This is a genomic window from Amycolatopsis sp. NPDC057786, assembly GCF_042797905.1.
Classification (GTDB): domain Bacteria; phylum Actinomycetota; class Actinomycetes; order Mycobacteriales; family Pseudonocardiaceae; genus Amycolatopsis.
The window spans coordinates 37,859-59,573 of the sequence record NZ_JBHVKW010000037.1 but is presented as its reverse complement, the minus strand read 5'-3'; the positions used below and the strand labels follow the sequence as shown (position 1 = coordinate 59,573).

The window sequence follows — 21,715 nt, the reverse complement described above, 5'->3', positions numbered from 1 at the left end:
TGGTCTCCAGAGGTCGGTGGCGAAGGTCAGGCGTCGAGGATTTCGGCGATCAGGCCACGGACGCGGCGGTCGATCTCGTCGCGGATCGGGCGAACCGCCTCCACGCCCTGACCCGCGGGATCCTCCAGCGGCCAGTCGAGATATCGCTTGCCGGGGAACACCGGGCAGGTGTCTCCACAGCCCATCGTGATCACCACGTCGGAGGCTTCGACGTCCTCGGAGGACAGTTTGCTCGGGACCTCGGCGGTGATGTCGAGGCCCCACTCCGCCAATGCCGCGGCAGCTGCGGGATTCACCTTGTCCGCGGGCTCGGAACCCGCGGACCGCACCGCGATCCGCCCGAGCGAATAGTGCTGCAGCAACGCGGCGGCCATCTGCGACCGGCCGGCGTTGTGGACACAGACGAACAGCACTTCAGGCGTGCGGGTCATGCCCGTTTTCCTTTCCTCTGCGAGATGGTCAGTCGATGAGCTCGTCGAGCAGACGCCGGACGCGGTGGCCGATGTCGTCCCGGATCCCGCGGACCACCGTCAGCGGCCGCCCCGTCGGGTCGGGCACATCCCAGTCCAGGTATCGCCTTCCCGGACAGACCCGGGCATGCGTCTCCGCAGCCCATCGTGACCACGACGTCAGCGGCGCGGACGACTTCGTCGGCCAACGGCTTCGGGAAGGCACCCGCGAGCCCGATGTCCAGCTCGCCCAGCGCCTCGGTGATCACCGGCGGAATCTCGCCCTGGGGCTGCGATCCGGCGGAGCGAACCATCACGTGCCCGACGGCGCGATGATTGAGCAGTGCCGCGGCGAACGGGGAACGGCCGACGTTGTGCACGCACACGAACAGCACCTGCGGCGCGGTCACCATCGTGAGCCCTTCGACCTTGGCGAGGTCGACCAGCCGCTCCCGGGCGAAATGAGCGGTCAGCGTCGGCAGGTGGGCCTTGACCGTCGCCGAACCGTCCAGCGGCCCGAAGGTCTCCTCGACGAAGCGTTCGATCGTCTCGCGGCCGAACGTTCCCTGAAACCGGTCGGCCGGCTCGTCGGTGATCCGGTCGAGCCGGTCCAGCACCTCACGGCCGGGCAGTCCCTCGGTCGCGGGGGTCATGGCGTCTCCTCACGAGCCGCTGGATCGACTTCTGCCAATGCAATTGAAGAGCTTGTATCGAGATTTGTCAATCCAGCAGGTATGGTGGACGGCGGCAGGACCCGACGTGGAGGTGGGACACGTGGCGAGTGAGAACAGTCGCACCCGGAAGCCGGTCGCTGTCACCTTGCTCATGGCCGAACCCGCCGCGGTCGTCGACCCTGGCGAAGCCGACACAGCCGCGAAACTGTTCAAAGCGCTGTCGGACCCCGTGCGGATCCGCCTGCTTTCGCTGGTGAGGTATTCCCCCGGCGGCGAGGCGTGTTTTTGCGACCTGGCCGAGGAATTCGACATGCCGCAGCCCTCGCTCAGCCATCACCTGCGCGTGCTGGTCTCCGCCGGCATCCTCGAGCGGGAACGCCGCGGCACCTGGAGCTGGTACAGCGTCGTACCCGAACCACTCGCGACCCTGAGCGGCCTGCTCCGCTCGGGCGGGCCGCTCGCCGACCGGCCCGCCCTCCTCACCGACCGGGAACGTGGCGCCCGATGCTGAACGCGCGCTGAACGGCCGCGAACAAGACAAACCTGCTACGCCAAGCGGAAAACGCCGAATCACTGACGATGTGGACATACCGGCCCATCGCATGTGGACCAGGCGACCACCGGTCGCGGCAACAATGCCCTGGCCGAACGACAGTTCCGGAAAGCACCAGCCACCACGAGCGAGGTCCGGGTGACCGACCTTGCGGAGACGCTTCGTCAGCAGACCGGCCGACCTGCCGGGTACTCCGGCTGCGATGCCGGTGATCGCGGTGCTGCCGTGCAGCAGCTCGCGGATGATCATGAGGAGGCCGTCGACGATGAGTGGCCGGATGGCGGCGGTGGTGTGGTTCGCTCCGAAGTGGAGGGCGAAGTCTCGTCCGTGTCGGTAGGCGGCGCCGAGGACCACGAGGGCGGTGCAGGCGCACTGTACGACCAGCGCGAAGTCGCGTCGAACCGCGGGCAATGTTGCTTCGTTCGGGTTGTTCGAGGCGGTCACCGGGCTTTCCGGCGGTGCCGCTCGATCACGGTGGTTGCGGAGATCCGCGGCTCACGAGCGGATTTTGGCTCGTGGGTTGTGGCCAGAACCGCGCCGACGATTCATGATCCGAGGCTTCCCCGAGTATGCGGATCGAGTGCACACTATGGCCGCACGCCTTGCGAGATGAAGCGATCATCGTCACCGGGCCCCGACCGCAGTGCCCCAAGCCATCTCCTGGCTCGGCACCAGCCGCTACACCGGCGTACGGTCGAACCGCCGCTCGGCCAGTGACTTCTCGACCCGCGGATCGCGGCCGCCTGCGCGGCAGTGTGCGCGCGAACCGATCTCGATCACACGAGCAGGTGTGTCGAGCTGTCGGCAACACTCAAACCTGAGGTCTCCCGATGCGGTGAAGTCGGGGGTGTTTGGCCGTGCGCTGGTCTCCGGAGGACTGGCCGCGCAGGCGCCTGCCGAGCCAAGGGCGAAGAAAGGTGGCCGCCCAACGCAATTCCGCGGTTGCGCGCCATTGCGTTGACGGTGGGATGGGCAACGGCGGTGGAGGTTCGTTCCAGGAATCGCCGCTGCCCGGCACCTGCAGGGCGTGCGCGACCGCGTCGGCGATCAGTTGATGCCCCAGGGGGCTGCAGTGCAACCGATCCTCGCTCCAGAACCGGCGGTCGGCGACGGAGGGGTGCAAAGCGATCTCCGCGACGGCGACTCCGTGCCGGGCGGCTGCGGCGCGGATCCGGTCGTTGATGTCGAAAATGCGGGAACGCACCGGTCGCGCGAGGGGGATGATCCTGGTGAGGTCGGGAAAGGTCACGGTCGCCACGCGGGCTCCGGAATCGGTGAGCGCGGCGAACATCGATTCCAGGTGACCGGCCACCGTGGAGGTCTCGACTCGAAGCCGGAGCAGATCGTTGACTCCGGCGACAACGGTGGCCAGGTCAGGACGCAGCGCTAGTGCGGGTCCCAGTTGCTCGGACCGGACTTCGCCCGCGCGGCGGCCACGGACGGCGAGGTTGGCGTACTGGAGATCGGGATTGTCGATGGCGAGGTGTTCGGCGAGCCGGTCAGCCCATCCCCGAAGGCCCACGATGTCGTCACCGTCACCGACGCCTTCCGTCTGGCTGTCACCCAGGGCGACGTAGCGCAGGTACTTGCCGTTCCGAACGGGTTCCTGGGTATCGCTCTCCTGGGGCCTCATCGGTCGGCCTGGACTCGCGCCGCGGTGCGGGTCTGTTCAGTGGCTGCCATGCGCTCTCCTAGTCATATTGTTGACTAATCATAACCATGCCTATGATGGGCGTGGCCCCCTGTCGACGACGAGGAGATACGCCGGTGAGTCTGCGGCATGCTGTGCTCGCGGCGTCGCTGTCCGGCGAGTACAGCGGCTACCGGTTGACCAAGGCGTTCGACGTGGGCGTCGCCAACTTCTGGTACGCCCAACCGCAACAGCTCTACCTGGAGCTGTCCAAGCTCGAGAACGACGGGTTGACCAGCGGCCGAGAGAGGTGGTCCAGCGAACCCGTCCCAACAAGCGGCTGTTCACGGTCACCGACGCCGGCCTCGCCGAACTGATGCGCTTCGCCGCCGCTGTGAGCAAGCCGTCGCAACTGGATCAACGAGCCGCCGCGGCCGCGGCCAAGGTGGAGATCCTCGGCAAGATCCTGCGGCGTCTGCGCGGGGATCTCGACGAGGAGACCTACCTGCGTGACGGATCTCCGATCGGGCCCTACCTGACGTGCTTGCGCGGTCGGCGATTCGAGCAGGAACACCACGACTGGTCTGTGCGGGCCGCCGCGCTCCTGCGCGACCGAGCGACGCGGAACGATCGTCCGGCGCCTACCTCGGATCACACCCGGTAGCGCGGTACGACCGGCGCAGGGTGGCGAATTCGCGCTGAGCGTCGACGGGCAGGGCGGTAGGTGACTGGCAACGTTTCGGGCAGGGCACGCAGCGCCAGTCGCAATTTCGGCTGTCGTCGGCGATCACCAGGTGACGCGTGGCGCTCTCGCCGCCCGACGCGGTGGCCCGGTCCCGACGTGATGTTCGCTGAGTGCGGTGAGGTGACGCAGCCGTGTTGACCGTGACTGAGATGCCGTAGCCGAGCATCACCAGCACGGGCAGATACTCGCCCGAGTTCCGCTCCTGCAGACCTCGCCATGAAAAGACTCTTGGGCGAGGTCGCCCAAGAGTCCCGGTCGCGAAGGTTCAGCGACGAGCCGGCTTCGCGGGTGTCAGCCATTTCACGGTAGGGCCGGCGCCGATGCCGTGCAGCACCACGCTGCCGAGGACCAGGGTGACGGTGATGAGCAGGATGGTGTCGGCGACGGGTCCCTCGGGGAGGCGGTTGAAGGCGAGGAGTCCGAAGACGACCGACGTGGTGCCACGCGGCCCGAGTATCCCGACCTGCAGACGTTCGCGGTGGGTCAGCGTCGATCCGGCGAGGGACAGATGGACCGGGATGATGCGGACCACGGTGATCGCCGCGAAGCAGAACAGCGCGACCTGCCACGGGAGTCCGGAGGAGAACGCCAGCACGGCGCTGACGCCCACGACGAACCACAGAGTCATGGTCAACAGCGAGGTGAAGTCTTCCAGCAGGCGGAAGTCCTCGTCCAACGCACCGGCGCGCACAAGTTCACGCCCTGCCGGAGAACGATGGATTTGCCTGGCCTTGGCCAACCGGTGAACGTAACGGAAGGTGACACCACAGACGAAGGAGGCGACGAAACCGTTGCCGTCCATCGCGACGGTGGCGGTGTAGGTCAGTAGCGGCACCAGCAGTACAGCGACGCGCCCCGACTGTTCGGTGAGCCAGCGCGCGCGGTGGGCCGCGGTCAACAGCAACGCCAGTCCCGCGCCGAACAGGACGCCGACTATCAGGGCTTTGAGTGCGAAGGGCAGCACGGTCCCCAGCGCGTCCAGCGGTGTCCGTTGCTGGGTCCGATCACCTGCCAGGATCAGCGCGAAAAGGAACAACGGAGAAATGATTCCGTCGTTGTAGCCGCTTTCCACGTTGAGCACACTGCGCACTCGTGAGGGCAGGCCTCGGTCGCGCACGACCCGTTCGGCGGGGGCGAAGTCGATCGGCACGACCACTCCGGCGAGCAGCAGGAGCACCGGCCACGGCAGGCCGGGGAACAGCCACCAGCCGAGCAGCATCGCCGCCACGAGGCTGACAGGCATCGCGATGAGCAGCACCCTGGCCACCAAGCCCGGTGAACTGCCCCACAACCGCCCTCCGCGTACCTCGGTGGCGTCCACGAACAGCAGCACTGCGAGGACGATCTCCGCCACGTACAGCATGGCCTCGGTGTTGAGCGCGATCGCGATGGAACTCTCGTTGACGAGGCCGATCACGACGCCCGCGGCGACCATGACGACCGGTGCGCCGAGGTTCCACCGGTCCAGCCGTGACGCCAAGAACGAACGGATCGCGATGGCGACCGCGATCATGAGCAGGAGCGAATTCATAGGACCGTGCTTCGTGAGTCGGGGTATCGGACGTGTTCGATGCCGGAGGGAAGTTTACTCACCTGCTCTGACCATTGTGGACTCGCACAGCCGTCCACAATGGTCACCGAAGCCCGTTCACCCCGCCGGTCGGCGGGCTGGGTCCCGCCACCCGGCTGGACGGTCCGACCGGCTCGCGGGTGTCGCGAGGTCCACGCGCGGCCCAAGATCGAAGAGCCGACCCGCGGCCAAGTGACCAGAAAACGGAGTTGTTTCACCGTGCGCACCCCGATCGACCGCTCGACCTGGCGAATGCTCGTAGGGTACGTCAAGCCGCAGCGGCGCACCGTCCTCTTCGGCGGAGCCCTCGTCCTGCTCGGCGGTCTCGCCGCCGCGGCTCAGCCCCTCGCCGCGAAGGCCCTGATGGACCGGCTGGGCTCCAGCGACGGGATCACCGGCCTGCTGGCGCTGCTGGTCGGCCTCGCGCTGGCAGGCGCCGCGATCTCCGTGGTCGGCGACTACCTCCTCGAACGGGCAGGTGAATCGGTGGTGCTGGTCGCCAGGAAACGGCTGGCCCGGCGGCTGATCTCGTTGCGTGTGCCCGCCGTGCAACGCGCCGAGCCCGGCGACCTGCTGTCCCGGTTCACCAGCGACACGACGTTGCTGCGCGAGGTGTGCACTCACGCGTTCGTCGCACTGGTCACCGGCTCGGTGACGACCGTCGTGATGGTCGTGATGATGGGCGTGATGGACCTCGTCCTCCTGGGCATCACCCTGGCGGTGCTCCTGATCGTCGGCCTGCTCGCCGCCGCCGGAATGCCCAAGATCGAAAAGGCCTCCCACGCGGCACAGAGCGCCGTCGGTGAGACGGGTGCGCGGCTGGAGCGTGTGCTCGGTGCCTTCCGCACCGTCAAGGCCGCCGGCGCCGAAACCAGGGAGATCGCCGCGATCGAACACGGCGCCGAGGACGCGTGGCGCGCCGGTGTCCGTTCGGCGCGGTGGGAGTCGCTGGTGCACGGTGCGAACACCCTCGCCGTCCAGGCCTCCTTCCTCGCCGTGCTCGGAGTCGGCGGGGCACGCGTCGCGACCGGCGCCATGTCACTGTCCTCTTTGGTGGCTTTCCTGCTGTTCCTGTTCTATCTGCACGAGCCGATCGGGCAATTGCTGCACGCGGGCAGCAGGCTCCAGATCGGGCTGGCCGCGATTCGCCGCCTCTCCGAGATCGAGACGATGCCTACCGAGCAGACCGGCTCGGAAGTAGTCCGGTCCGATGCTGTCGGCGAGCGAGGAACAGGACTGGTCTTCGACGACGTGCGGTTCCGCTACGGCCCCGACCGGCCGGAGGTCCTGCGTGGTGTGAACGTCGACATCCCGGCGGTGGGCATGACGGCGTTCGTCGGTCCTTCCGGTGCGGGCAAATCCACGCTTTTCGGGCTGGTCGAGCGGTTCCACGAACCGGAGTCCGGTCGGATCCTGCTGGACGGCCGCGACCTGGCCGATTGGGACCTGGCGAGGCTCCGTGCGGACATCGGGTACGTGGAGCAGGACGCGCCTCTGCTTTCGGGGACGTTGCGCGACAACCTCGTCTACGGCAGGCCGGACGCCCCCGAGGAAGAGATCCGCGACGCGGTGGCACAGACCCGTCTGGACACGCTCGTCGACCGCCTGCCCGACGGGCTGGACACCGCTGTCGGACACCGCGGCAACTTCCTGTCCGGCGGTGAGCGGCAACGAGTCGCGCTCGCCCGCGCACTGATCCGGCGGCCTCGCGTTCTCCTCCTCGACGAGATCACCTCGCAACTGGACGCCGCGAACGAGATGGCGATCCGGGACGTGGTCACGACGGCGGCGAAGACGATGACCGTGGTCGTCGTGGCCCACCGGCTGTCGACGGTCACGCAAGCTGACCGGATCGTGGTGCTGGACAACGGAGTGGTGCGGGCTACCGGCACGCACGACGAGCTACTCGTCGCCGAGCCGCTGTACGCCGACTTCGCCGCCACCCAGCTGCTCACCGGTGAACGCGACGAGTGAGCCGCCTCTCGGAGCGCGCCGATCACGCGCTCCGAGAGGCAAGGCACGCCGCCGATTCCGTCGGCTACCGATCAGGACGAGGAGACGGAACATCTGTTCCCCGCGAAGTTCATGACCACCGCTGGACGACGTGATTTCGAGGCCGAACTGGACCTCACCGACCGTCACGTCGCCGTACGAGCCGCGATCCTTGATTCAGTTCGGCACCGCGAGCACATCGACCGAACCCGCGTTCGTGTCGGAGGCGCCAGGAAGGAGACCACCGCGTTGGCGCTGTTGCTTCCCCGGTCGACGTCCCAGTGTGGCCACCAACAGACCGTGGTTTCTTCGAACCGATGGCCTTCTGCTTGTTCATCCACGGCAGGGTCTCGTAGGCATTCTTGATCGCCCGGATGTTCTACGTCACCAAGACCGCGCCGCCGCAAGAGGCGGGATGACGGGCTCAACTCCGATGCCCTACCCAGGAATCCGCTTGACGGAGCTCACTTGGGGCCGTGTCCTCCGTGCGCCGCGAGCGGGAGCCACAGCCTGAGCCGGAAGCCACCGTCGGGCATCGATCCGGCGTGCAGCCTTCCGCCCAGCAGCGCGGCCCGTTCCTGCAGCCCGACGAGTCCGTGGCGAGCGCTGGGCAGGGCGAGTGTCGGCCTGGTGGGCCGGGTGTTCGTGACGGTGACGGTCAGATCCGTGTCCTCACGGCTGAGGTCGATGGTGACGCCTGCGCCCGGCGCATGCTTACGCACGTTGGTCAGCGCCTCCTGAATGGTGCGATAGATGGCCCGCTGCACCGGCGGTTCGAGGTCCTCAGGGGCGTCCCCGACGAGCCGGGCGTCGATCGCGCTGCCTGCGATGAGCCGCTGGAGGTCGGTCAGCGTGGGCTGAGGCGTGAGCTCGGTCGCCGGCGTGCCGGAGGCCCGCAGCAGGTTCACCATGTGCCGCAGCTCGTCGAGCGTGTTCACCGACAGTTGCCGGACGTTCTCCGCCCCCGCCCTCGCGGCCGGGTCCGTGGTGCTGACCTTCATCGCGCCGGCCTGCACCGCGATGAGGCTCACCTGATGCGAGACGACGTCATGCATCTCGCGAGCCAGCTGGTTGCGTTCGTTGGCCAGGACGGCCTGGGCGTCCAGCCGTCGTTCGTGCTCCCTGGCCTCTTTGACTTCGTTCAGCCGCAAGGCCAGCTCGCGCCGGCTGTGCAGGAACCGGCCGAGCAGGATCGGCGCTCCCGCCGTCATGGTGAAGTAGATGACACCGAGCAGCATCTCGGTGTGCCAGAACTGCGGCGCGACATCGAGCAGCGGAAATGCGACGGTACCGGCGGTGACCAGCCAGCAACCCGTGAGCAGCCACCAGCTCCGGTATCGGGCGGCGACGGTGTACAGCGCGACCAGCGCCGCGACCATCGCGCCGGGGAACACGACCGCCGGCAAGGTCGCGACGAAGGACACGAGCGGCCAGCGCTCGCGCACCAGAACCGCGAGCACGGCGATCAGGCACAGGACGAGACTTTCGGATGGCTCCTCACCGATCGCTGTCAACGCCCCCTCGACCACGGCGACCACGATCACCGCGGCCTCGACGATCGTGGCGCGCAACCGCTCGGTCATGGCCACTCCTCGCCCCCGAGCAGACCGACGACGATCACCCGGATCATGTCACACTCCTTTGTGGACTCAATCGGACGCGAAGGCTCATCGCACCGCGTCGGGCACGAAGCCGGAACGGCCGTTCACCGTCTGTTTCGCTTTGTCCGGTCGCCCGGCCTTGTCTATCCAGGCGAGGGCCACCGCCGAGACGATGAAGGCGAGGTGGATCACCGTCTGCCACAGGATGATCTGGCCGGCGTGCGGTGTGGTCGTGTACAGCGACTGTGCCTGGATGAAGGTTCTCAGGAGGTGGATCGACGAGATGCCGATGATGGCCATGGCCAGTTTCACCTTGAGCACGTTGGCGTTGACGTGCGACAGCCACTCGGGCTGGTCCGGATGATCGTGCAGGCGGATGCGGGACACGAACGTCTCGTATCCGCCGATGATGACCATGATGAGCAGGTTGGCGATCATCACGACGTCGACCAGGCCGAGCACGATGAGCATGATCTCGGATTCGTTCAGGGAACCGATTTTGGTGATCAGATGCCATAGTTCGAGCATGAACTGCCAGACGTAGGCGCCTTGCGCCACGATGAGGCCGAGATAGAGCGGTGCCTGCAACCAGCGGCTCAGGAAGATGAACGCCCCGAGTCTGGGCGCGGTGGTGGGAAGATTCTTTTCGGTGTTCATGGACTTTCGTTCCGTAGTGACTGAATGGGCACCCGCGTTCGACGTGAGATCGAAGGCGGCACGCAGGGGTGGAACGTGACACCTCCCGCTTTCGACGGTGAGCGCGCGCGTCCGCGGTCAGTCAGCCGAGCCACCCGCCGGAATCCCTTCTCGCCGGGCCGGATCGGGGCCGTTCGCCCACGTCGGTACATCCGCCATCCCCGCGAACAGTGCGCCGAACAACACCTCGGCCTCCGCGTCCCACACGCCAGTGTCCGAAGCGGACCTCCACCACGGCCGGCTGTACCAGCCCCGGGGCACCGGGCGACCGGCTACCTCGCCGCCGGGATGGTAGTGAAGCCGGCCGGGGCCGGGCCGCGGCGACGTTTCACAGCTCACGCCGCCGACCTCGACTCGCCGGTGCTCGGAAACGGCGCCGGCCCGCGTCCGCTCGGCTTCGTCCGGCAACGCCGGTCCCGGGTTGAGGCTCATCGCCATCCGTGCAGCGCGAATGTAGTGAAGCCCTTCCAGCGCGGTCTCTTTGGCCAGTCCCGCTTCATCGACGGTCTTCGCCAGATCCAGCCGGGAGCAGGCACCGGTGAATCGCTCGGAAGCGTCGACCACCGCCTGCTTCGCGGGCGCGTTGGTGCCCAGCAGATGCGAGACCTGGCCTGCCAGGCGTTCCACCCAGCGCCTCGCTTCGGACAGGGCGTCATCCAGCTCACGCTTCCGGGCGATGTCCTGGAACCGCATGTAGAGGAGGCCGCACAAGAAGGCGACACCGGATAACACGATCAGAACGATCAGGATATTCACGAGAACACTCCGTTCTTGCACCACCGAAGATCCAAGGGGATTCGAGTGCCCCGGTCGCCTGTGCGTGTTCGACGACCTGCGGTGGCCGTCATAAGGGGCCCGGCGGCGGCTCACGGGAGCTCGGGGATTGAGCCGCCGCCGGTGGTACCGACGACCGCTGCTACGCGGGGACGACGACAGCGGCCATCGGTGGTTCTTCGCGGGTCACCACTGATCGTCGGCGCCGTGGTCCGTCCCGCCGTCCTGTCCGCCGTGGTGCTGTTGCTCACCCGCGGAGGCCTCGTTTCCGCCGAAGGCTCCGGTGAGCCCGCCGAGCAGCAGCCCGCCACCGGCGACCCCCGCCGCGGCCGCGGCCGCGGTCTTGAGGAACCCTCCTCCCGGGCGGCCCTGCTGGGCTTCCCCGGCGTCGCGTTCCCTGCCGAACATGCCCGAGAGGAACCCGCCGCCGGACTGCGCCGGAGCCTGGCCGTACGGGTCCCTCTGCGCCGCATACGGATCCCGGTGATTCACGTACGGATCCTGGTAAGGCGCGGAACGCTCCAATTCGGCGATGCGTGTCTTCGCGTTACGCAAGGCGTCCTCCTGCATCAGGACTGCGCCCACCAAGAGGTACATCGCGTCCGGCTGACCGGCGATCTGCCTGGCGATCAGGTCGGCGACCTCCGGGTCCTTGTACACCGGCTGGGCCTGACGAAGTCTTTCCGCGAGGCCGAAAATGAGCTGCCGGTCTTCGTGTTCCATGGGATCTCCCTTCCTCTGCTCCAATCCTGCGCGAAGCCGGGAGCAGCCGGCATCGGTGACCCGGCCGGAAACCCCCGCCAGGTGGCTGCCCGCGACCAACCGGTCGGCCGGTAGCTCGACGGCACGGGTCAGGCGGTGCCGGTCCAGTAGAGCGGATTGACGCCCTGGTAAGCGATCTTGACCGTGACCTCGGCCGCGTTGGCCGGTAGCGCCACGACGAGCCCGAAGGTGCGATCCGTATTCGGAAGGACATCGGCGGGCAGCTTGTCCCCGATGCCCTTGGCCGCGTCGGTGACGCTCACCGCCGCGGCACCGTTCGTGGTCGCGGCGAAGGTGAAGGCCGAAGCCTCCAATGCCTTTTTGGCCGTGTTGCGAACCGTGACGGTGAACTTCGCGCCACGCGTCAGTTCTTTCGGCCGTTGCGGATCGGCGGGCAGGTCGTAGCCGGCAGGTTTGCCGACGGTGATGACGCCGCGTTTGCCCGTCCGCTCCTCGCCGAACTTCATCACTTGCGGGGCCGCGCTTTTCGCTGTGCTGGTCGCGCTCGCGGAGGACGATTTACTCGCCTGGCCTCCACAACCCGTCACGACGAGGCAGGTTGCCACGGCCACGGCGACTGCTGTACGTCGCATGAATTCTCTCCCGGTGTCCGGAACATTGACTCCTGGCGACGGTATGTGAATCCCTGAGCCGGTTTCATCGGACTGGCGGCGATTCCGGCCATCCGATCGGCGGGAACCTCAATCCGACCGGCGGTCCACAATCGACACCTGCCGGATGGTCGGCGCACTCCTGCACTGCGACGTTTTGAGTATGTCCCAGACCGAATCCTCCCCAGGATCGTCACCTCCCCCGCAGTCCGAACTCGCCGAACCTGCCCCGCCGGTGGAGGCCGGACCGTCGACGGCGCGGCTGATCGGGGTGGACCTGGCCCGCGCCCTCGCCGTATTCGGCATGTACGCCGTGCACCTCGGACCGGCGCCGACCGCGGTAGGCGGCTTCGGCGGATGGCTGCTGGGCTTGGCGGAAGGCCGGGCGTCGGCGCTTTTCGCCACCCTCGCGGGGTTCTCCCTGATGTTGATCGCCGGACGGCTGGAGCCGAAGACCGGTGTGGCGGCACGGCAGGCCCGGGCGCGGATCGGGATCCGCGCCGTGATCCTGTTCGTGATGGGGACCCTTTTGGCGATGACCGACGCCGGAACCGTCGTCATCCTCGCTTACTACGGGGTGTACTTCCTTCTGGCGCTGCCTCTTCTACGGCTGCGGGCCAAGACCCTCGCGATCATCGCGGCCGTGCTCGCGGTCGTCACTCCGCTGGCGAAGTTCGGCCTGACGGCTCTGGTGAGCGGGCCGGTCATGGAGACCGTCAACGCGTATGACCCGCTCAAGCGGCTCAGTGAGGTCGGCGTGCTGGACCTTCTGCTCAGCGGGCTTTACCCGACCATCACCTGGATGACCTTCGTGGTCGCCGGGATGGCGCTGGGCCGGGCGGACATCGACTCCAGCGCGGTGCGGCGGAAGCTGGCCTCGATCGGCGCCGCGCTCATCGCCTTCGGCTATGGAGTGCCTTGGCTGCTGACCAGGTTCATCGACGGGCTTCGGGAAGCCGCGCAGCAGCCGTGGGGCCGGGGCGCCGAGAAGGCGGGCTCGGCGACCGTCAAATCCATGGGTGAGGGCGTGAAGGCCATGGCCGAAGGCGGGCCGAAGGGGATGGACGACTCGGGGTGGGGCCTGTTGCTGGCCAGGCCGCACAGCTCCTCCACCTTCGATCTGGTCGGCAGTGTGGGCATCGCGATCGTCGTGGTGGTGGGCGCGACGGCGCTGCTGAGCAGGCTGTCGTGGCTGCGCCGGCTGTCGGCGCCGGTCATCGCCGTGGGCACCATGTCGTTGACCCTCTACGTCGGGCACTTCCTGGTGGGCGGGCTGATCGGAGCCCTCGGAAAGGGCCAGGGCGCCGGGAACGACTCCGCCATGGTGCTGCTCTGGTTCATCGTCGGGGCCACCGTCTTCGCCTGGCTCTGGTCGCGCTTCTTCCGCCGCGGACCGCTGGAGTACCTGCTCCACTTCGCCACCAAGGCCGCGAAATCCGTCCGGTGAGGCACCAGGGCCACCCGCATCCCGTCACTACTTTGGAGTGTTCTTCGTGAGTTTCGCGATTGTTCTGGTCGTGCTGGCCGCCCTCACTTTCGGGGCAGGCCTGCTCTTCACCCGCTTCCAGGCCGTGACCAGAAAACGGCAGCTGGACGACGCGCTGTCCGAGGCACGTCGCTGGGTGGAGCGGCTCGCCGGTCAGGTTTTGCATCTGACCGGCACCAATGCCGCGGCGAGGCAGGCCCTGGCGGACGCGTCGGAGCGGTACACCGCCGCGGGTTCGCAGCTGGACCTGGCCCGGACCGTCGAACAGGCGGGTTTGGCCAAGGAGACCGCGATGGAAGGCCTGTACTACATCCGCGCGGCACGGGTCGCGATGGCTTTGGATCCGGGTCCCGCGCTCCCGGCGGACGCCGAGCGGGCGCGGGCGGGCGCGGTCACGGAGCATCGCAAGGTCGCGATCGAGGGCGAGACGTACGAAGCGTCGCCGAGGCCCGGAAACGACACGCCGCACTACTACCCCGGCGGTCAGGTCGCGGGACGCCGGTGCCGGAGGGCTGGTACAACCGGCCGTGGTGGAAGCAGGCGCTGATCGGTGGCGCGTGGGGCGCGGGAGCGGCCGTCCTGTTCGGTTCGCTGTTCGTGGGAATGGCGGGTGTCGCCGCGGCGCAGACCTGGCAGGACGGTTTCGAAACGGGCGGTCAGGACGTGTTCGCTCCCGACGACGTCGGTTTCGACGATGGGTGGGACTTCTGAACACGATGTGCGGGAGCGTGGCGATGGCGCTTATTCTCTTCCCGGTGGTCCGGCGGCGTGGGTAGGAGCGGAATGTGATCCGGGTAGTGGTGGTGGACGACGAGGCGCTGGTCCGTTCCGGATTCCAGCTGATCCTGCGGGCCGCCGGCGACATCGACGTGGTGGCCACCGCGACCGGTGCGCAGGCGGTGCGCGAGATCGGAGTGCACAAACCGGACGTCGTGCTGCTCGACATCCGGATGCCGGACGTCGACGGCCTGACCATCCTGCGGCAGCTGCGCGCGCTGCCCAATCCGCCCGTCGTGGCCATGCTGACCACGTTCGACTCGGACGAGTACATCGCGACCGCGCTCCGCTCGGGCGCCGCGGGGTTCCTGCTGAAGGACACCGAGCCGGAGCACCTCGCACAGCTGGTGCGGACCCTCGCGAGCGGCGGGGTGGTGCTTTCCCCGAAGGTCACCCGGTCCGTTGTGGACGGTTTCCTCGGTTCGGGCGCCGATGCGAACGCCGTCGACGATGTGGCGCGACTGACCGACCGGGAGCGCGATGTCCTGGTGCTGATCGCCGAGGGTCTGTCCAATGCGGACATCGGCGCCAGGGTGCATCTCAGCGTGGGCACGATCAAGGATCACGTCAGCGCGATCTTGACCAAGCTCAAGGTGAACAGCCGGGTCCAGGCGGCGCTGCTCGCGCAGCGTGCGGGGCTGCTGCGGGACCAGGACCGAACTCAGCCTTGAGCCGACGGAAGACGGAGCTGCACCCGGTACCCGCCGCCGGGTGTCGGCCCGGCTTCCAGGGTCCCGTCCAGAAGCTCGGCTCGCTCTCGTAGGCCGATCAAACCGTGTTGAGCGCTCGGCAGGGACAATGTCGGCCGAGTCGGCGGGCCGTTGGTGATCGTGACCCCCATGCCGTTCTCGTGGTGCCACAGCTGCACGGCCGCCGTGGCCCCTGGCGCGTGTTTACGCACGTTGGTCAGCGCTTCCTGGACCGTGCGATAGATCGCCCGCTGCGTGGCGGCGTCCACATCGGACGGCAGTTCGCCTTCGACCGTCGTCTGGATGCCGCTGTTGGCGACCAGCGCCGGCAACACGGCGAGCGTCGGTTGCGGGGCGAGATCCGTTTCCGCGCCACCGGATGCCCGCAGCAGCGTCACCATATGGCGAAGCTCGTCGAGGGTGTCGACACTGAGCCGTCGAATGGAGGACGCGACGTCCTTCGTGTCCTCCCCTGCCGGGGTGACCTGCAGTACCCCGGCCTGCACCGCGATGAGACTGACCTGATGCGAAACGACGTCGTGCATCTCACGGGCCAGCTGAGCCCGTTCCTTGGCCAGGATCGTCTGCTCGATCAGCAGCCGCTCGTGATCGCGCGCCTCGGCGATTTCCTTGAGCCGTGACGTCAGATCCCTTCGCGCCTGCACCAGCTGCCCGAGGACGGCGGGCGCGGCGCCCATCAGCAGCGCGTAGAGCGCGTCGACCAGGACCGACCGCCCCGATTCCACGTCGATCTGGCCCTGCCAGGGCACGGCGTAGCCGAGGATCACGACCGCCACGCACACTGTGATCACGCGCCGGTCACGTGTCTCGACCGCGACGCTGTACAACGCGATCAGAACCGCGATGACCGAAAACGAGAACGCCAGCATCGGCAAAGTCAGCACGAAACCGGCGTACGGATGCCTCCGCCGGATCAGCAAGGCGAGGATCGCGACACCGGCGGCCACCTTGGCACTCAGGTCTGCCTGCTCAAGACCGAGCCACGCGTCCAGTATCGCCAGGCCGATCAAGGCCACGTCCACCGCCCACGAAGGGACGCGCCGCCGGGGCGTCACCTCGGTGCCTGATCGTTCATCCACCGGATCATTATGGGCTTTCGGCGCCACAAGGCGAAATTTCATCCGGCGCGCTCGCGGTCCACCCGGCAAGTGGCTGGTTCACCCCCCGCCGGTCGGCGGGACTCTCCGGCCCACCATCCGGTTGTGGGTCCGGTTTCCTCCTCTGTCCATGGTGGACCGGACATGCCGCGCTTACCGTCGACGAGGAGGGCACGCAACCACCGACGAACGATCGAACGGGAGTATTCACCGGAATGAACGCTGTGCTGGACTGGGACCTGGTGCGCGGGGCCGTACCGGCCATCGTCACCGTGGCCGGTCTGGTCGCCGGTGCCGTGTTGCTGCTCCGGCGGGATCGCCGGTGGTGGTCGCGGACGGTGCCGATCGTCGCGGCCACGTGCGTTGTGATCGTGTTCCTGCTCTGGCTGGTCGTCGACGTACTGTGGAAGCCCTTTCCCGACCCGGTGCCGCGTGGCGTCGTCGCGTGGATCGGCGTCGCGCTGTTCGGATTCGGACTGGCGATCGTGTGGCAATGGCGAAGCCGATGGTCCCGGCGCGGTCTCAGCGTTCTCGCCTGCCTCGTGGTAGTACTGGCCGCCGGAGCGAACATCAACGCGCACTACGGACAGTTCCCCAGTCTGCGAGCGGCCTTCGCACTGCCACCAGCCAACGAGATCCCGTTCACGAGCCTGCACTCGGCGCCTGGGCGGCCCGTTCCGCGGTCACCGGGACAGCCCCTGCTCGACGGCTGGCACCCCCCGTCCACGATGCCGAAGAACGGGGTGGTGACCCAAGTGCCCATCCCCGCCACGGCATCCCGCTTTCCGGCGAACCGTGACGCGTATCTCTACCTGCCGCCCGCCTACCGGACCTCGCCTCGCCCCTTGCTGCCAGTGCTCGTACTGCTCCACGGACAGCCCGGCGGACCGCGCGACTGGATCAACGGCGGTCAGATCGCGACGATGATGGACCGGTTCGCCGCGGCGCACAAAGGACTCGCGCCGGTCGTCGTGATGCCGGACGCCACCGGCAGCGCCTTCGCGAACCCGCTCTGCGTCGATTCGCGGCTCGGCCACAGCGCGACCTACTTGACCGCGGATGTCCCCGGCTGGATCAAGAAGACCCTTCAGATCGACCCAGACAATTCGAAATGGGCCGTATCGGGCTATTCCTATGGCGGAACGTGCGCGCTCCAGCTGGCCTTGCGCAAGCCGGCGGTGTTTCCCACCTTCGTGGACATCTCCGGCCAAGACGAACCGACCCTCGGCTCGCGGGCCAGAACCATCAACGAGATTTTCGGCGGGGACGAGCAAGCGTTCCGCCGGTTCAACCCGGTCGACCTCCTCACCACACACAGCTACCCCGGATCCGCGGGCGTCTTCAGCGTCGGCAGGTCCGACTCGGTGTTCCTGCCGCAGCAGAAGCGCGTCTTCGAAGCCGCTCAGCGCAACGGCATCAACGTGACCTGGCGTGAAACGCCGGGTGCGCACAACTGGCAAGCATGGTCCGCCGGGCTGAGCGATTCACTAGCTTGGCTGGCCGGCCGGATGGGATTGGTCAAGCGGTGAAGGCATGGTTCGGCAAAGTCGCCCGGATTCCGCTGGGCATGCCCTTCACCACCACCATGGTCGCGTTGCTCTGGCTGCTCGGGGTCGCCTCCGGAAGCCTGTGGTCCGGGCCCTCCGGCGCCGTGCTGGACAAGGTCGGCTTCGGCTTCGGCCAATGGCTGCGAGGTCAGTGGTGGACGCCGTTCACCTCGACGTTCTGGTCCGGCGGACTCGCCCAGTACGTCGGGAACACCATTCTCGTCGCGGTCCTGTGCGGATTCGCCGAACGGCATCTGTCGACCGTGCGGACCATGTCGGTCTTCCTGATCACCCAGGTGTTGGGAACGACGGCGACCGCGGTGCTCGTGATCGGCTCTGGCGCCGACGAATGGTGGTCCGCCGATCTGCTGTCGGCGGTCGAGGTCGGCCCGTCCGCCGGTGCCGTCGGGGTCGCCGTCGCCGCGACGTCCGCGTTGTCCGCCGTCTGGCGGAGGCGCCTGCGCCTGATCGTCCTGCTGGCCGTGATCATGCTCGCGTTATACGTCGGTTCCTTGATTCAGCTGTCACAGGTCTTCGCGGCCTTGATCGGGCTTACACTCGGCATGCTGACAGAACGTAAGAGCGCGGAGGAGCCGTCACCGCCGTCCAGGGGCGAGGCCCGGCTACTGGTGGCCTTGGCCGTCGCGGCGTCGGCGGTCGGCCCGCTGGTCGCCGCGGTGTCCCAGACCGCGAGCGGCCCCCTCTCGGTGTTCCAGTACCTCTTGGTCGGATCGCAACCGGATCTCGCCTTCGTGGATTCCACTTGTGCCGATCCCAGCGCGCTGGCGGAGTGCCGCAGGCTGCGCGCCGAAGTCCGGATGAACGGGCTCGGGTCCGCCCTCATGTCGGTCGTCCCGGTCGTTCTGCTGCTGGTGCTGGCCGAAGGGCTGCGCAGGGGCCGGAAGTTCGCCTGGTGGGCCACGATCGCCTTGAACCTCGCACTCGCGGGGCTCGGCGCCGTGTTGTTCACGTCCTATACGGACGAGCCGTTGCCTCGGTCCACATCGGACTGGGTGCAGACGCTCGCCCCGCTGGTGCAGCCGGCCGCCATTCTCGTCTTGCTGGTGGTGACCAGGGCGAAGTTCGACGTGTCGGCGCCGCGGGGCACTTACCGCAGGTTCGCCGGTCTCGCGTCCAAGGCGCTGCTGATCTGTTCGGTCGTCTACGTCTGGGGCGCCTATCTGCTACGCGACCAGTTCGAACCGGCGGCGACGATCGGCGGAATCGTCACGGACCTCCCGACCCGGTTCGCCCCACCCGGTTACCTCGGCGCCATCGAAACGGCGGTGCTGCCCAACGGCTGGCTCGCGACGATGCTGCACCAGTGGATCGGCGTGATCTTCTGGCTCGTCGTGCTCACCGGTGGGTTGATCACGTTCAGGAAGGCCATCGTCGAACGACGTGCGTCCGACCGCGCCCGCGCCCGCGAACTGCTCGAGTCCCACGGCGGCACTTCGATGTCCCATATGATCACCTGGCCGGGCAACGACTACTGGTTCGCTCCGGACGGCCACGCCGTCATCGCCTACCGCGTCATCTCCTCCGTCGCGCTCACCACAGGCGAGCCGGTCGGCGCACCCGCCGCCAGAGGTGCCGCCGCACAGGAGTTCTCCCGATTCTGCGCGCGCAACGGGTGGACACCGTGTTTCTACGGCATCACCGACGAACTCCGGCAAGACCTGCCGTCGTGGAATTCGGTTCAGGTCGCCGAAGAGACCCTCGTCCCACTGAAAGGCCTGGAATTCAAGGGAAAAAAGTGGCAGGACATCCGCACGGCGATGAACAAGGCGCAGAAGTCCGGTGTCATCGCAGAGTGGCTGTCCTATGTGGACGCTCCACCGTGGATGTCCGGCCAGATCAAGACATTGTCCCGGGACTGGCTGGCCGACAAGGGTCTACCGGAAATGAGGTTCACCCTCGGCGGCCTTGACGAACTCGCCGACCCCGACGTCCGTTGTCTCGTCGCGGTCGACGACAAGCAGCACGTCCACGGCGTCACGAGCTGGCTCCCGGTCCGCGACGAAGGCCGGATCGTGGCCTGGACACTGGACTTCATGCGCCGCGGTCCGGACGCGTTCCCCGGCGTGATGGAATTCCTGATCGCGTCCATGGTCGTCCGCTGCCGCGACGAAGGCTCCGAGTACCTCAGCCTGTCCGGCGCACCACTCGCGCGGCTCGACCGGGACGAGCAAACCGCGCCGCCGCAACGACTGCTCGACGTCGTCGGCAAGACGCTGGAACCCGTCTACGGATTCCGGTCGCTCCTGGCCTTCAAGGCCAAGTTCCAGCCCACGTACCTCCCGCTGTACATGGCCTACCCGCGGGTGGCGGCGTTACCGAGCGTCGGCAACGCCATCGCCAAAGCGTATCTGCCGAGGATCACGTTCAAGCAAGCGTTCCAGCTGATCGGCAAGGTCCTCATCCGCCGCTGAACGGCCCGGCATCGCCCGCGGGCCCGCTCGGCGGCCGGCGCATCGAACCACTCAGAACCCTCCAGAGATGTGGGTGTGGTCCACCGAACCCGCTCGACGAGATGACCGCCACCAGAACCGCGGCGTGGCCGACGTGCTCATGGTCGTCTGCGACGGCCTGACCGGCCTGTCCGACGCGATCACCACCGTCTGGCCAGCCACGATTACTCAGATCTGCATGGTGCACTTGCTGCGCAACAGTTTCCGCTATGCCGGGCGCCGGCATTGGGATCCGATCGCCAAGGCACTCAAACCGGTCTGGACGAGCTCGGAGTAAACACGGTTCGAGCGTAGTTGAGGGAGAACCCGGCGCGCAGCCGCTCGAAGCGAGCGACCGCGTACGACCTCGGCGACAGGAACCAGCGCCGCGCCAAGGCACCGTCCGCGAACGAATCCAGCCCCGGCAAGGGCGGGTCCGTCGGCCGTCGAACGAGATAGCGCGTCATGCCGACCTCCTCACCCGCATTTCGCCACACACGATTCTCGGAGGTCAAGACCGATCTTGGTCAGGTCGCGAAATTCCTTTGCTGTTTGTGGCACAGCATCAACAATTCTGTTCACGGTGACATGGCGGACAAGATGGTGCACCACCGGACTCGATCACGTCAGGTTGCCGCTACGGCGTTCATCGTCGCTCAGGAGGCATCCGCTCGTGCGTTCCAGGCGAGAGCGGTCTCTGTCGAGACGACCTGACCTGCTGTCGGCGGCGGGAAATGGGTGCCGAGCACCAGGGTGCCGGTGTCGGCGAGCGAAGCGAGCAGTGAGCGCCGGGTGGCCTCGGCGCGGGCGGGATCGATGTCCACACAACTGCCGATGTCCGGCCGGGGGATCTGGACCGGGTGGTGGAGGCTGTCGCCGGTGATCAAAGCGGTCTCGCCACCGCTGGCGAGCCGGACGGCAACGTGCCCAGGCGTATGACCGGGCGTCGGCACGAGCCGCACGCCGGGGGCCACGTCCACCCCGTCGGCGGGCACGTCGATCAGGTCCAGCAGCCCCGCGTCCTCGACGGGATGCACGGAGTCCCGGAACATCTGCCGTCGGGGCTCGTCCATGTCGTAGCCCGCCCAGAATTCCCGTTCCACGCGGGAGGTGAGGTACCGGGCGTTGGGGAAGGTCGGCACCCAGTCAACCGCCTCCAGCCGCGTGTTCCAGCCCACGTGGTCGGCGTGCAGATGGGTCAGCACCACCAAATCGACCGACTCCGGCGAAAACCCCGCCGCCGTGAGGTCGTCGAGATAGCCGGTCCGCAGGTCGTGCCAAGCGGGGTTGGCTCGGCGCTTCCCGTTCCCGATCCCGGTATCCACCAGGATCTTCAGCCCACCCGCCGAGATCGCGAAGCTGTGGGTGGCCAGGCGCAGCGTCCCGGCGTCGTCGGCGAAATCGGGACGCAGCCACCCGTGCCCGGCGACGACCTCGGGTGTCGCGGCGGGCAGCAGCCAGGGGCCGGTCGCCGGCGGCAGCACCACCTCGTCCACGCGCCGCACGGTGAAGTCCCCCACGGTCCAGCAAGGTCCGCCCATCTCTCCTCCATCTAAAAGCAACATATTTGCTTTAGTCGACTGTATGCCCT

Annotated in this window: 20 protein-coding genes and 1 pseudogene; 10 read left to right on the top strand and 11 right to left on the bottom strand. The window is 67.5% G+C overall.

Annotation, left to right across the window (positions count from 1 at the left end):
• Positions 1-26: 26 nt before the first annotated feature.
• On the bottom strand, positions 27-431 hold the full coding sequence (locus ACFVM3_RS20485) for an arsenate reductase ArsC (protein ID WP_378440741.1): 405 nt from the start codon (positions 429-431) through the stop codon (positions 27-29).
• Positions 428-1,102: a low molecular weight phosphatase family protein gene (locus ACFVM3_RS20480; RefSeq protein WP_378440739.1), complete on the bottom strand. Its 675-nt coding sequence runs from the start codon at positions 1,100-1,102 to the stop codon at positions 428-430. Before ACFVM3_RS20480 ends, ACFVM3_RS20485 begins: the two co-directional genes overlap by 4 nt.
• A 121-nt stretch (positions 1,103-1,223) precedes the next feature.
• Between ACFVM3_RS20480 and ACFVM3_RS20475 the strand changes: the two genes are divergently transcribed.
• Positions 1,224-1,634 (top strand): ArsR/SmtB family transcription factor, encoded by a 411-nt coding sequence (locus ACFVM3_RS20475; RefSeq protein WP_378440737.1) that lies wholly within the window; start codon positions 1,224-1,226, stop codon positions 1,632-1,634.
• An 853-nt stretch (positions 1,635-2,487) separates the two neighbouring features.
• Here the strand turns inward: ACFVM3_RS20475 and ACFVM3_RS20470 are convergent.
• Positions 2,488-3,309 (bottom strand): SGNH/GDSL hydrolase family protein, encoded by an 822-nt coding sequence (locus ACFVM3_RS20470; RefSeq protein WP_378440735.1) that lies wholly within the window; start codon positions 3,307-3,309, stop codon positions 2,488-2,490.
• 134 nt (positions 3,310-3,443) lie between these two features.
• Here ACFVM3_RS20470 and ACFVM3_RS20465 point away from each other — a divergent pair, with 134 nt between their 5' ends.
• Together ACFVM3_RS20465 and ACFVM3_RS20460 are read left to right on the top strand one after the other, a co-directional pair.
• Entirely contained in the window at positions 3,444-3,683 is a 240-nt protein-coding gene (locus ACFVM3_RS20465) for a PadR family transcriptional regulator (protein WP_378440733.1), read from the top strand.
• Complete coding sequence (locus tag ACFVM3_RS20460) at positions 3,617-3,970, top strand: hypothetical protein (protein WP_378440731.1); 354 nt, start codon at positions 3,617-3,619, stop codon at positions 3,968-3,970. Before ACFVM3_RS20465 ends, ACFVM3_RS20460 begins: the two co-directional genes overlap by 67 nt.
• A 346-nt stretch (positions 3,971-4,316) precedes the next feature.
• On the opposite strand, the gene ACFVM3_RS20455 is transcribed toward ACFVM3_RS20460, so the two are convergent.
• Positions 4,317-5,582, bottom strand: coding sequence for a cation:proton antiporter (locus ACFVM3_RS20455; RefSeq protein ID WP_378440729.1), 1,266 nt, complete (start codon positions 5,580-5,582; stop codon positions 4,317-4,319).
• 258 nt (positions 5,583-5,840) lie between these two features.
• On the opposite strand from ACFVM3_RS20455, the gene ACFVM3_RS20450 reads away from it, so the two are divergent.
• Positions 5,841-7,595 carry an ABC transporter ATP-binding protein gene (locus tag ACFVM3_RS20450; protein WP_378440727.1) on the top strand — a complete coding sequence of 585 codons (1,755 nt, stop codon included), beginning with the start codon at positions 5,841-5,843 and terminating at the stop codon, positions 7,593-7,595.
• Between the two features lie 482 nt (positions 7,596-8,077).
• Here ACFVM3_RS20450 and ACFVM3_RS20445 read toward each other — a convergent pair whose 3' ends face one another.
• The 5 genes from ACFVM3_RS20445 to ACFVM3_RS20425 form a co-directional block, all read right to left on the bottom strand.
• The gene (locus tag ACFVM3_RS20445; RefSeq protein WP_378440725.1) at positions 8,078-9,196 is read right to left on the bottom strand and encodes a sensor histidine kinase; all 1,119 of its coding nucleotides are present in this window, start codon (positions 9,194-9,196) and stop codon (positions 8,078-8,080) included.
• 84 nt (positions 9,197-9,280) lie between these two features.
• Positions 9,281-9,871 carry a TIGR00645 family protein gene (locus ACFVM3_RS20440; protein ID WP_378440723.1) on the bottom strand — a complete coding sequence of 197 codons (591 nt, stop codon included), beginning with the start codon at positions 9,869-9,871 and terminating at the stop codon, positions 9,281-9,283.
• A gap of 117 nt (positions 9,872-9,988) precedes the next feature.
• Complete coding sequence (locus ACFVM3_RS20435) at positions 9,989-10,666, bottom strand: hypothetical protein (RefSeq protein WP_378440721.1); 678 nt, start codon at positions 10,664-10,666, stop codon at positions 9,989-9,991.
• A gap of 204 nt (positions 10,667-10,870) precedes the next feature.
• Entirely contained in the window at positions 10,871-11,407 is a 537-nt protein-coding gene (locus ACFVM3_RS20430; protein ID WP_378440719.1) for a DUF2076 domain-containing protein, read from the bottom strand.
• Positions 11,408-11,535: 128 nt separating this feature from the next.
• Positions 11,536-12,039 (bottom strand): hypothetical protein, encoded by a 504-nt coding sequence (locus tag ACFVM3_RS20425; RefSeq protein WP_378440718.1) that lies wholly within the window; start codon positions 12,037-12,039, stop codon positions 11,536-11,538.
• A 181-nt stretch (positions 12,040-12,220) separates the two neighbouring features.
• Between ACFVM3_RS20425 and ACFVM3_RS20420 the strand changes: the two genes are divergently transcribed.
• From ACFVM3_RS20420 to ACFVM3_RS20410, 3 genes and pseudogenes are all read left to right on the top strand, one after another.
• A complete protein-coding gene (locus ACFVM3_RS20420) occupies positions 12,221-13,504 on the top strand; it encodes a DUF418 domain-containing protein (protein WP_378440716.1) in 1,284 nt (427 codons plus the stop codon).
• 46 nt (positions 13,505-13,550) lie between these two features.
• A pseudogene (locus tag ACFVM3_RS20415) lies at positions 13,551-14,254 on the top strand (hypothetical protein).
• A gap of 74 nt (positions 14,255-14,328) precedes the next feature.
• The gene (locus ACFVM3_RS20410) at positions 14,329-14,991 is read left to right on the top strand and encodes a response regulator (protein WP_378440714.1); all 663 of its coding nucleotides are present in this window, start codon (positions 14,329-14,331) and stop codon (positions 14,989-14,991) included.
• Here the strand turns inward: ACFVM3_RS20410 and ACFVM3_RS20405 are convergent.
• Positions 14,982-16,109 carry a sensor histidine kinase gene (locus ACFVM3_RS20405; protein WP_378440712.1) on the bottom strand — a complete coding sequence of 376 codons (1,128 nt, stop codon included), beginning with the start codon at positions 16,107-16,109 and terminating at the stop codon, positions 14,982-14,984. The genes ACFVM3_RS20410 and ACFVM3_RS20405 overlap by 10 nt on opposite strands.
• 233 nt (positions 16,110-16,342) lie before the next feature.
• On the opposite strand from ACFVM3_RS20405, the gene ACFVM3_RS20400 reads away from it, so the two are divergent.
• The 3 genes from ACFVM3_RS20400 (at position 16,343) to ACFVM3_RS20390 (ending at position 20,422) form a co-directional block, all read left to right on the top strand.
• Positions 16,343-17,656 carry an alpha/beta hydrolase-fold protein gene (locus ACFVM3_RS20400; RefSeq protein ID WP_378440710.1) on the top strand — a complete coding sequence of 438 codons (1,314 nt, stop codon included), beginning with the start codon at positions 16,343-16,345 and terminating at the stop codon, positions 17,654-17,656.
• Complete coding sequence (locus tag ACFVM3_RS20395) at positions 17,653-20,106, top strand: rhomboid family intramembrane serine protease (RefSeq protein WP_378440708.1); 2,454 nt, start codon at positions 17,653-17,655, stop codon at positions 20,104-20,106. Before ACFVM3_RS20400 ends, ACFVM3_RS20395 begins: the two co-directional genes overlap by 4 nt.
• A gap of 67 nt (positions 20,107-20,173) precedes the next feature.
• Positions 20,174-20,422, top strand: coding sequence for a transposase (locus tag ACFVM3_RS20390; protein ID WP_378440706.1), 249 nt, complete (start codon positions 20,174-20,176; stop codon positions 20,420-20,422).
• Between the two features lie 358 nt (positions 20,423-20,780).
• Here the strand turns inward: ACFVM3_RS20390 and ACFVM3_RS20385 are convergent, their stop codons facing one another.
• Positions 20,781-21,665, bottom strand: a complete 885-nt coding sequence (locus tag ACFVM3_RS20385; RefSeq protein ID WP_378440704.1) for an MBL fold metallo-hydrolase — start codon at positions 21,663-21,665, stop codon at positions 20,781-20,783.
• Positions 21,666-21,715 lie beyond the last annotated feature (50 nt).

What these genes read in the sequence shown, in the direction of transcription:
- ACFVM3_RS20420 (WP_378440716.1), top strand. Translation starts at nt 12,221, where the DNA reads ATGTCCCAGACCGAATCCTCCCCAGGATCGTCACCTCCCCCGCAGTCC.
- ACFVM3_RS20385 (WP_378440704.1), bottom strand. Translation starts at nt 21,665, where the DNA reads ATGGGCGGACCTTGCTGGACCGTGGGGGACTTCACCGTGCGGCGCGTG.
- ACFVM3_RS20485 (WP_378440741.1), bottom strand. Translation starts at nt 431, where the DNA reads ATGACCCGCACGCCTGAAGTGCTGTTCGTCTGTGTCCACAACGCCGGC.
- ACFVM3_RS20445 (WP_378440725.1), bottom strand. Translation starts at nt 9,196, where the DNA reads ATGACCGAGCGGTTGCGCGCCACGATCGTCGAGGCCGCGGTGATCGTG.
- ACFVM3_RS20480 (WP_378440739.1), bottom strand. Translation starts at nt 1,102, where the DNA reads ATGACCCCCGCGACCGAGGGACTGCCCGGCCGTGAGGTGCTGGACCGG.
- ACFVM3_RS20440 (WP_378440723.1), bottom strand. Translation starts at nt 9,871, where the DNA reads ATGAACACCGAAAAGAATCTTCCCACCACCGCGCCCAGACTCGGGGCG.
- ACFVM3_RS20390 (WP_378440706.1), top strand. Translation starts at nt 20,174, where the DNA reads ATGTGGGTGTGGTCCACCGAACCCGCTCGACGAGATGACCGCCACCAG.
- ACFVM3_RS20400 (WP_378440710.1), top strand. Translation starts at nt 16,343, where the DNA reads ATGAACGCTGTGCTGGACTGGGACCTGGTGCGCGGGGCCGTACCGGCC.
- ACFVM3_RS20455 (WP_378440729.1), bottom strand. Translation starts at nt 5,582, where the DNA reads ATGAATTCGCTCCTGCTCATGATCGCGGTCGCCATCGCGATCCGTTCG.
- ACFVM3_RS20470 (WP_378440735.1), bottom strand. Translation starts at nt 3,309, where the DNA reads ATGAGGCCCCAGGAGAGCGATACCCAGGAACCCGTTCGGAACGGCAAG.
- ACFVM3_RS20430 (WP_378440719.1), bottom strand. Translation starts at nt 11,407, where the DNA reads ATGGAACACGAAGACCGGCAGCTCATTTTCGGCCTCGCGGAAAGACTT.
- ACFVM3_RS20425 (WP_378440718.1), bottom strand. Translation starts at nt 12,039, where the DNA reads ATGCGACGTACAGCAGTCGCCGTGGCCGTGGCAACCTGCCTCGTCGTG.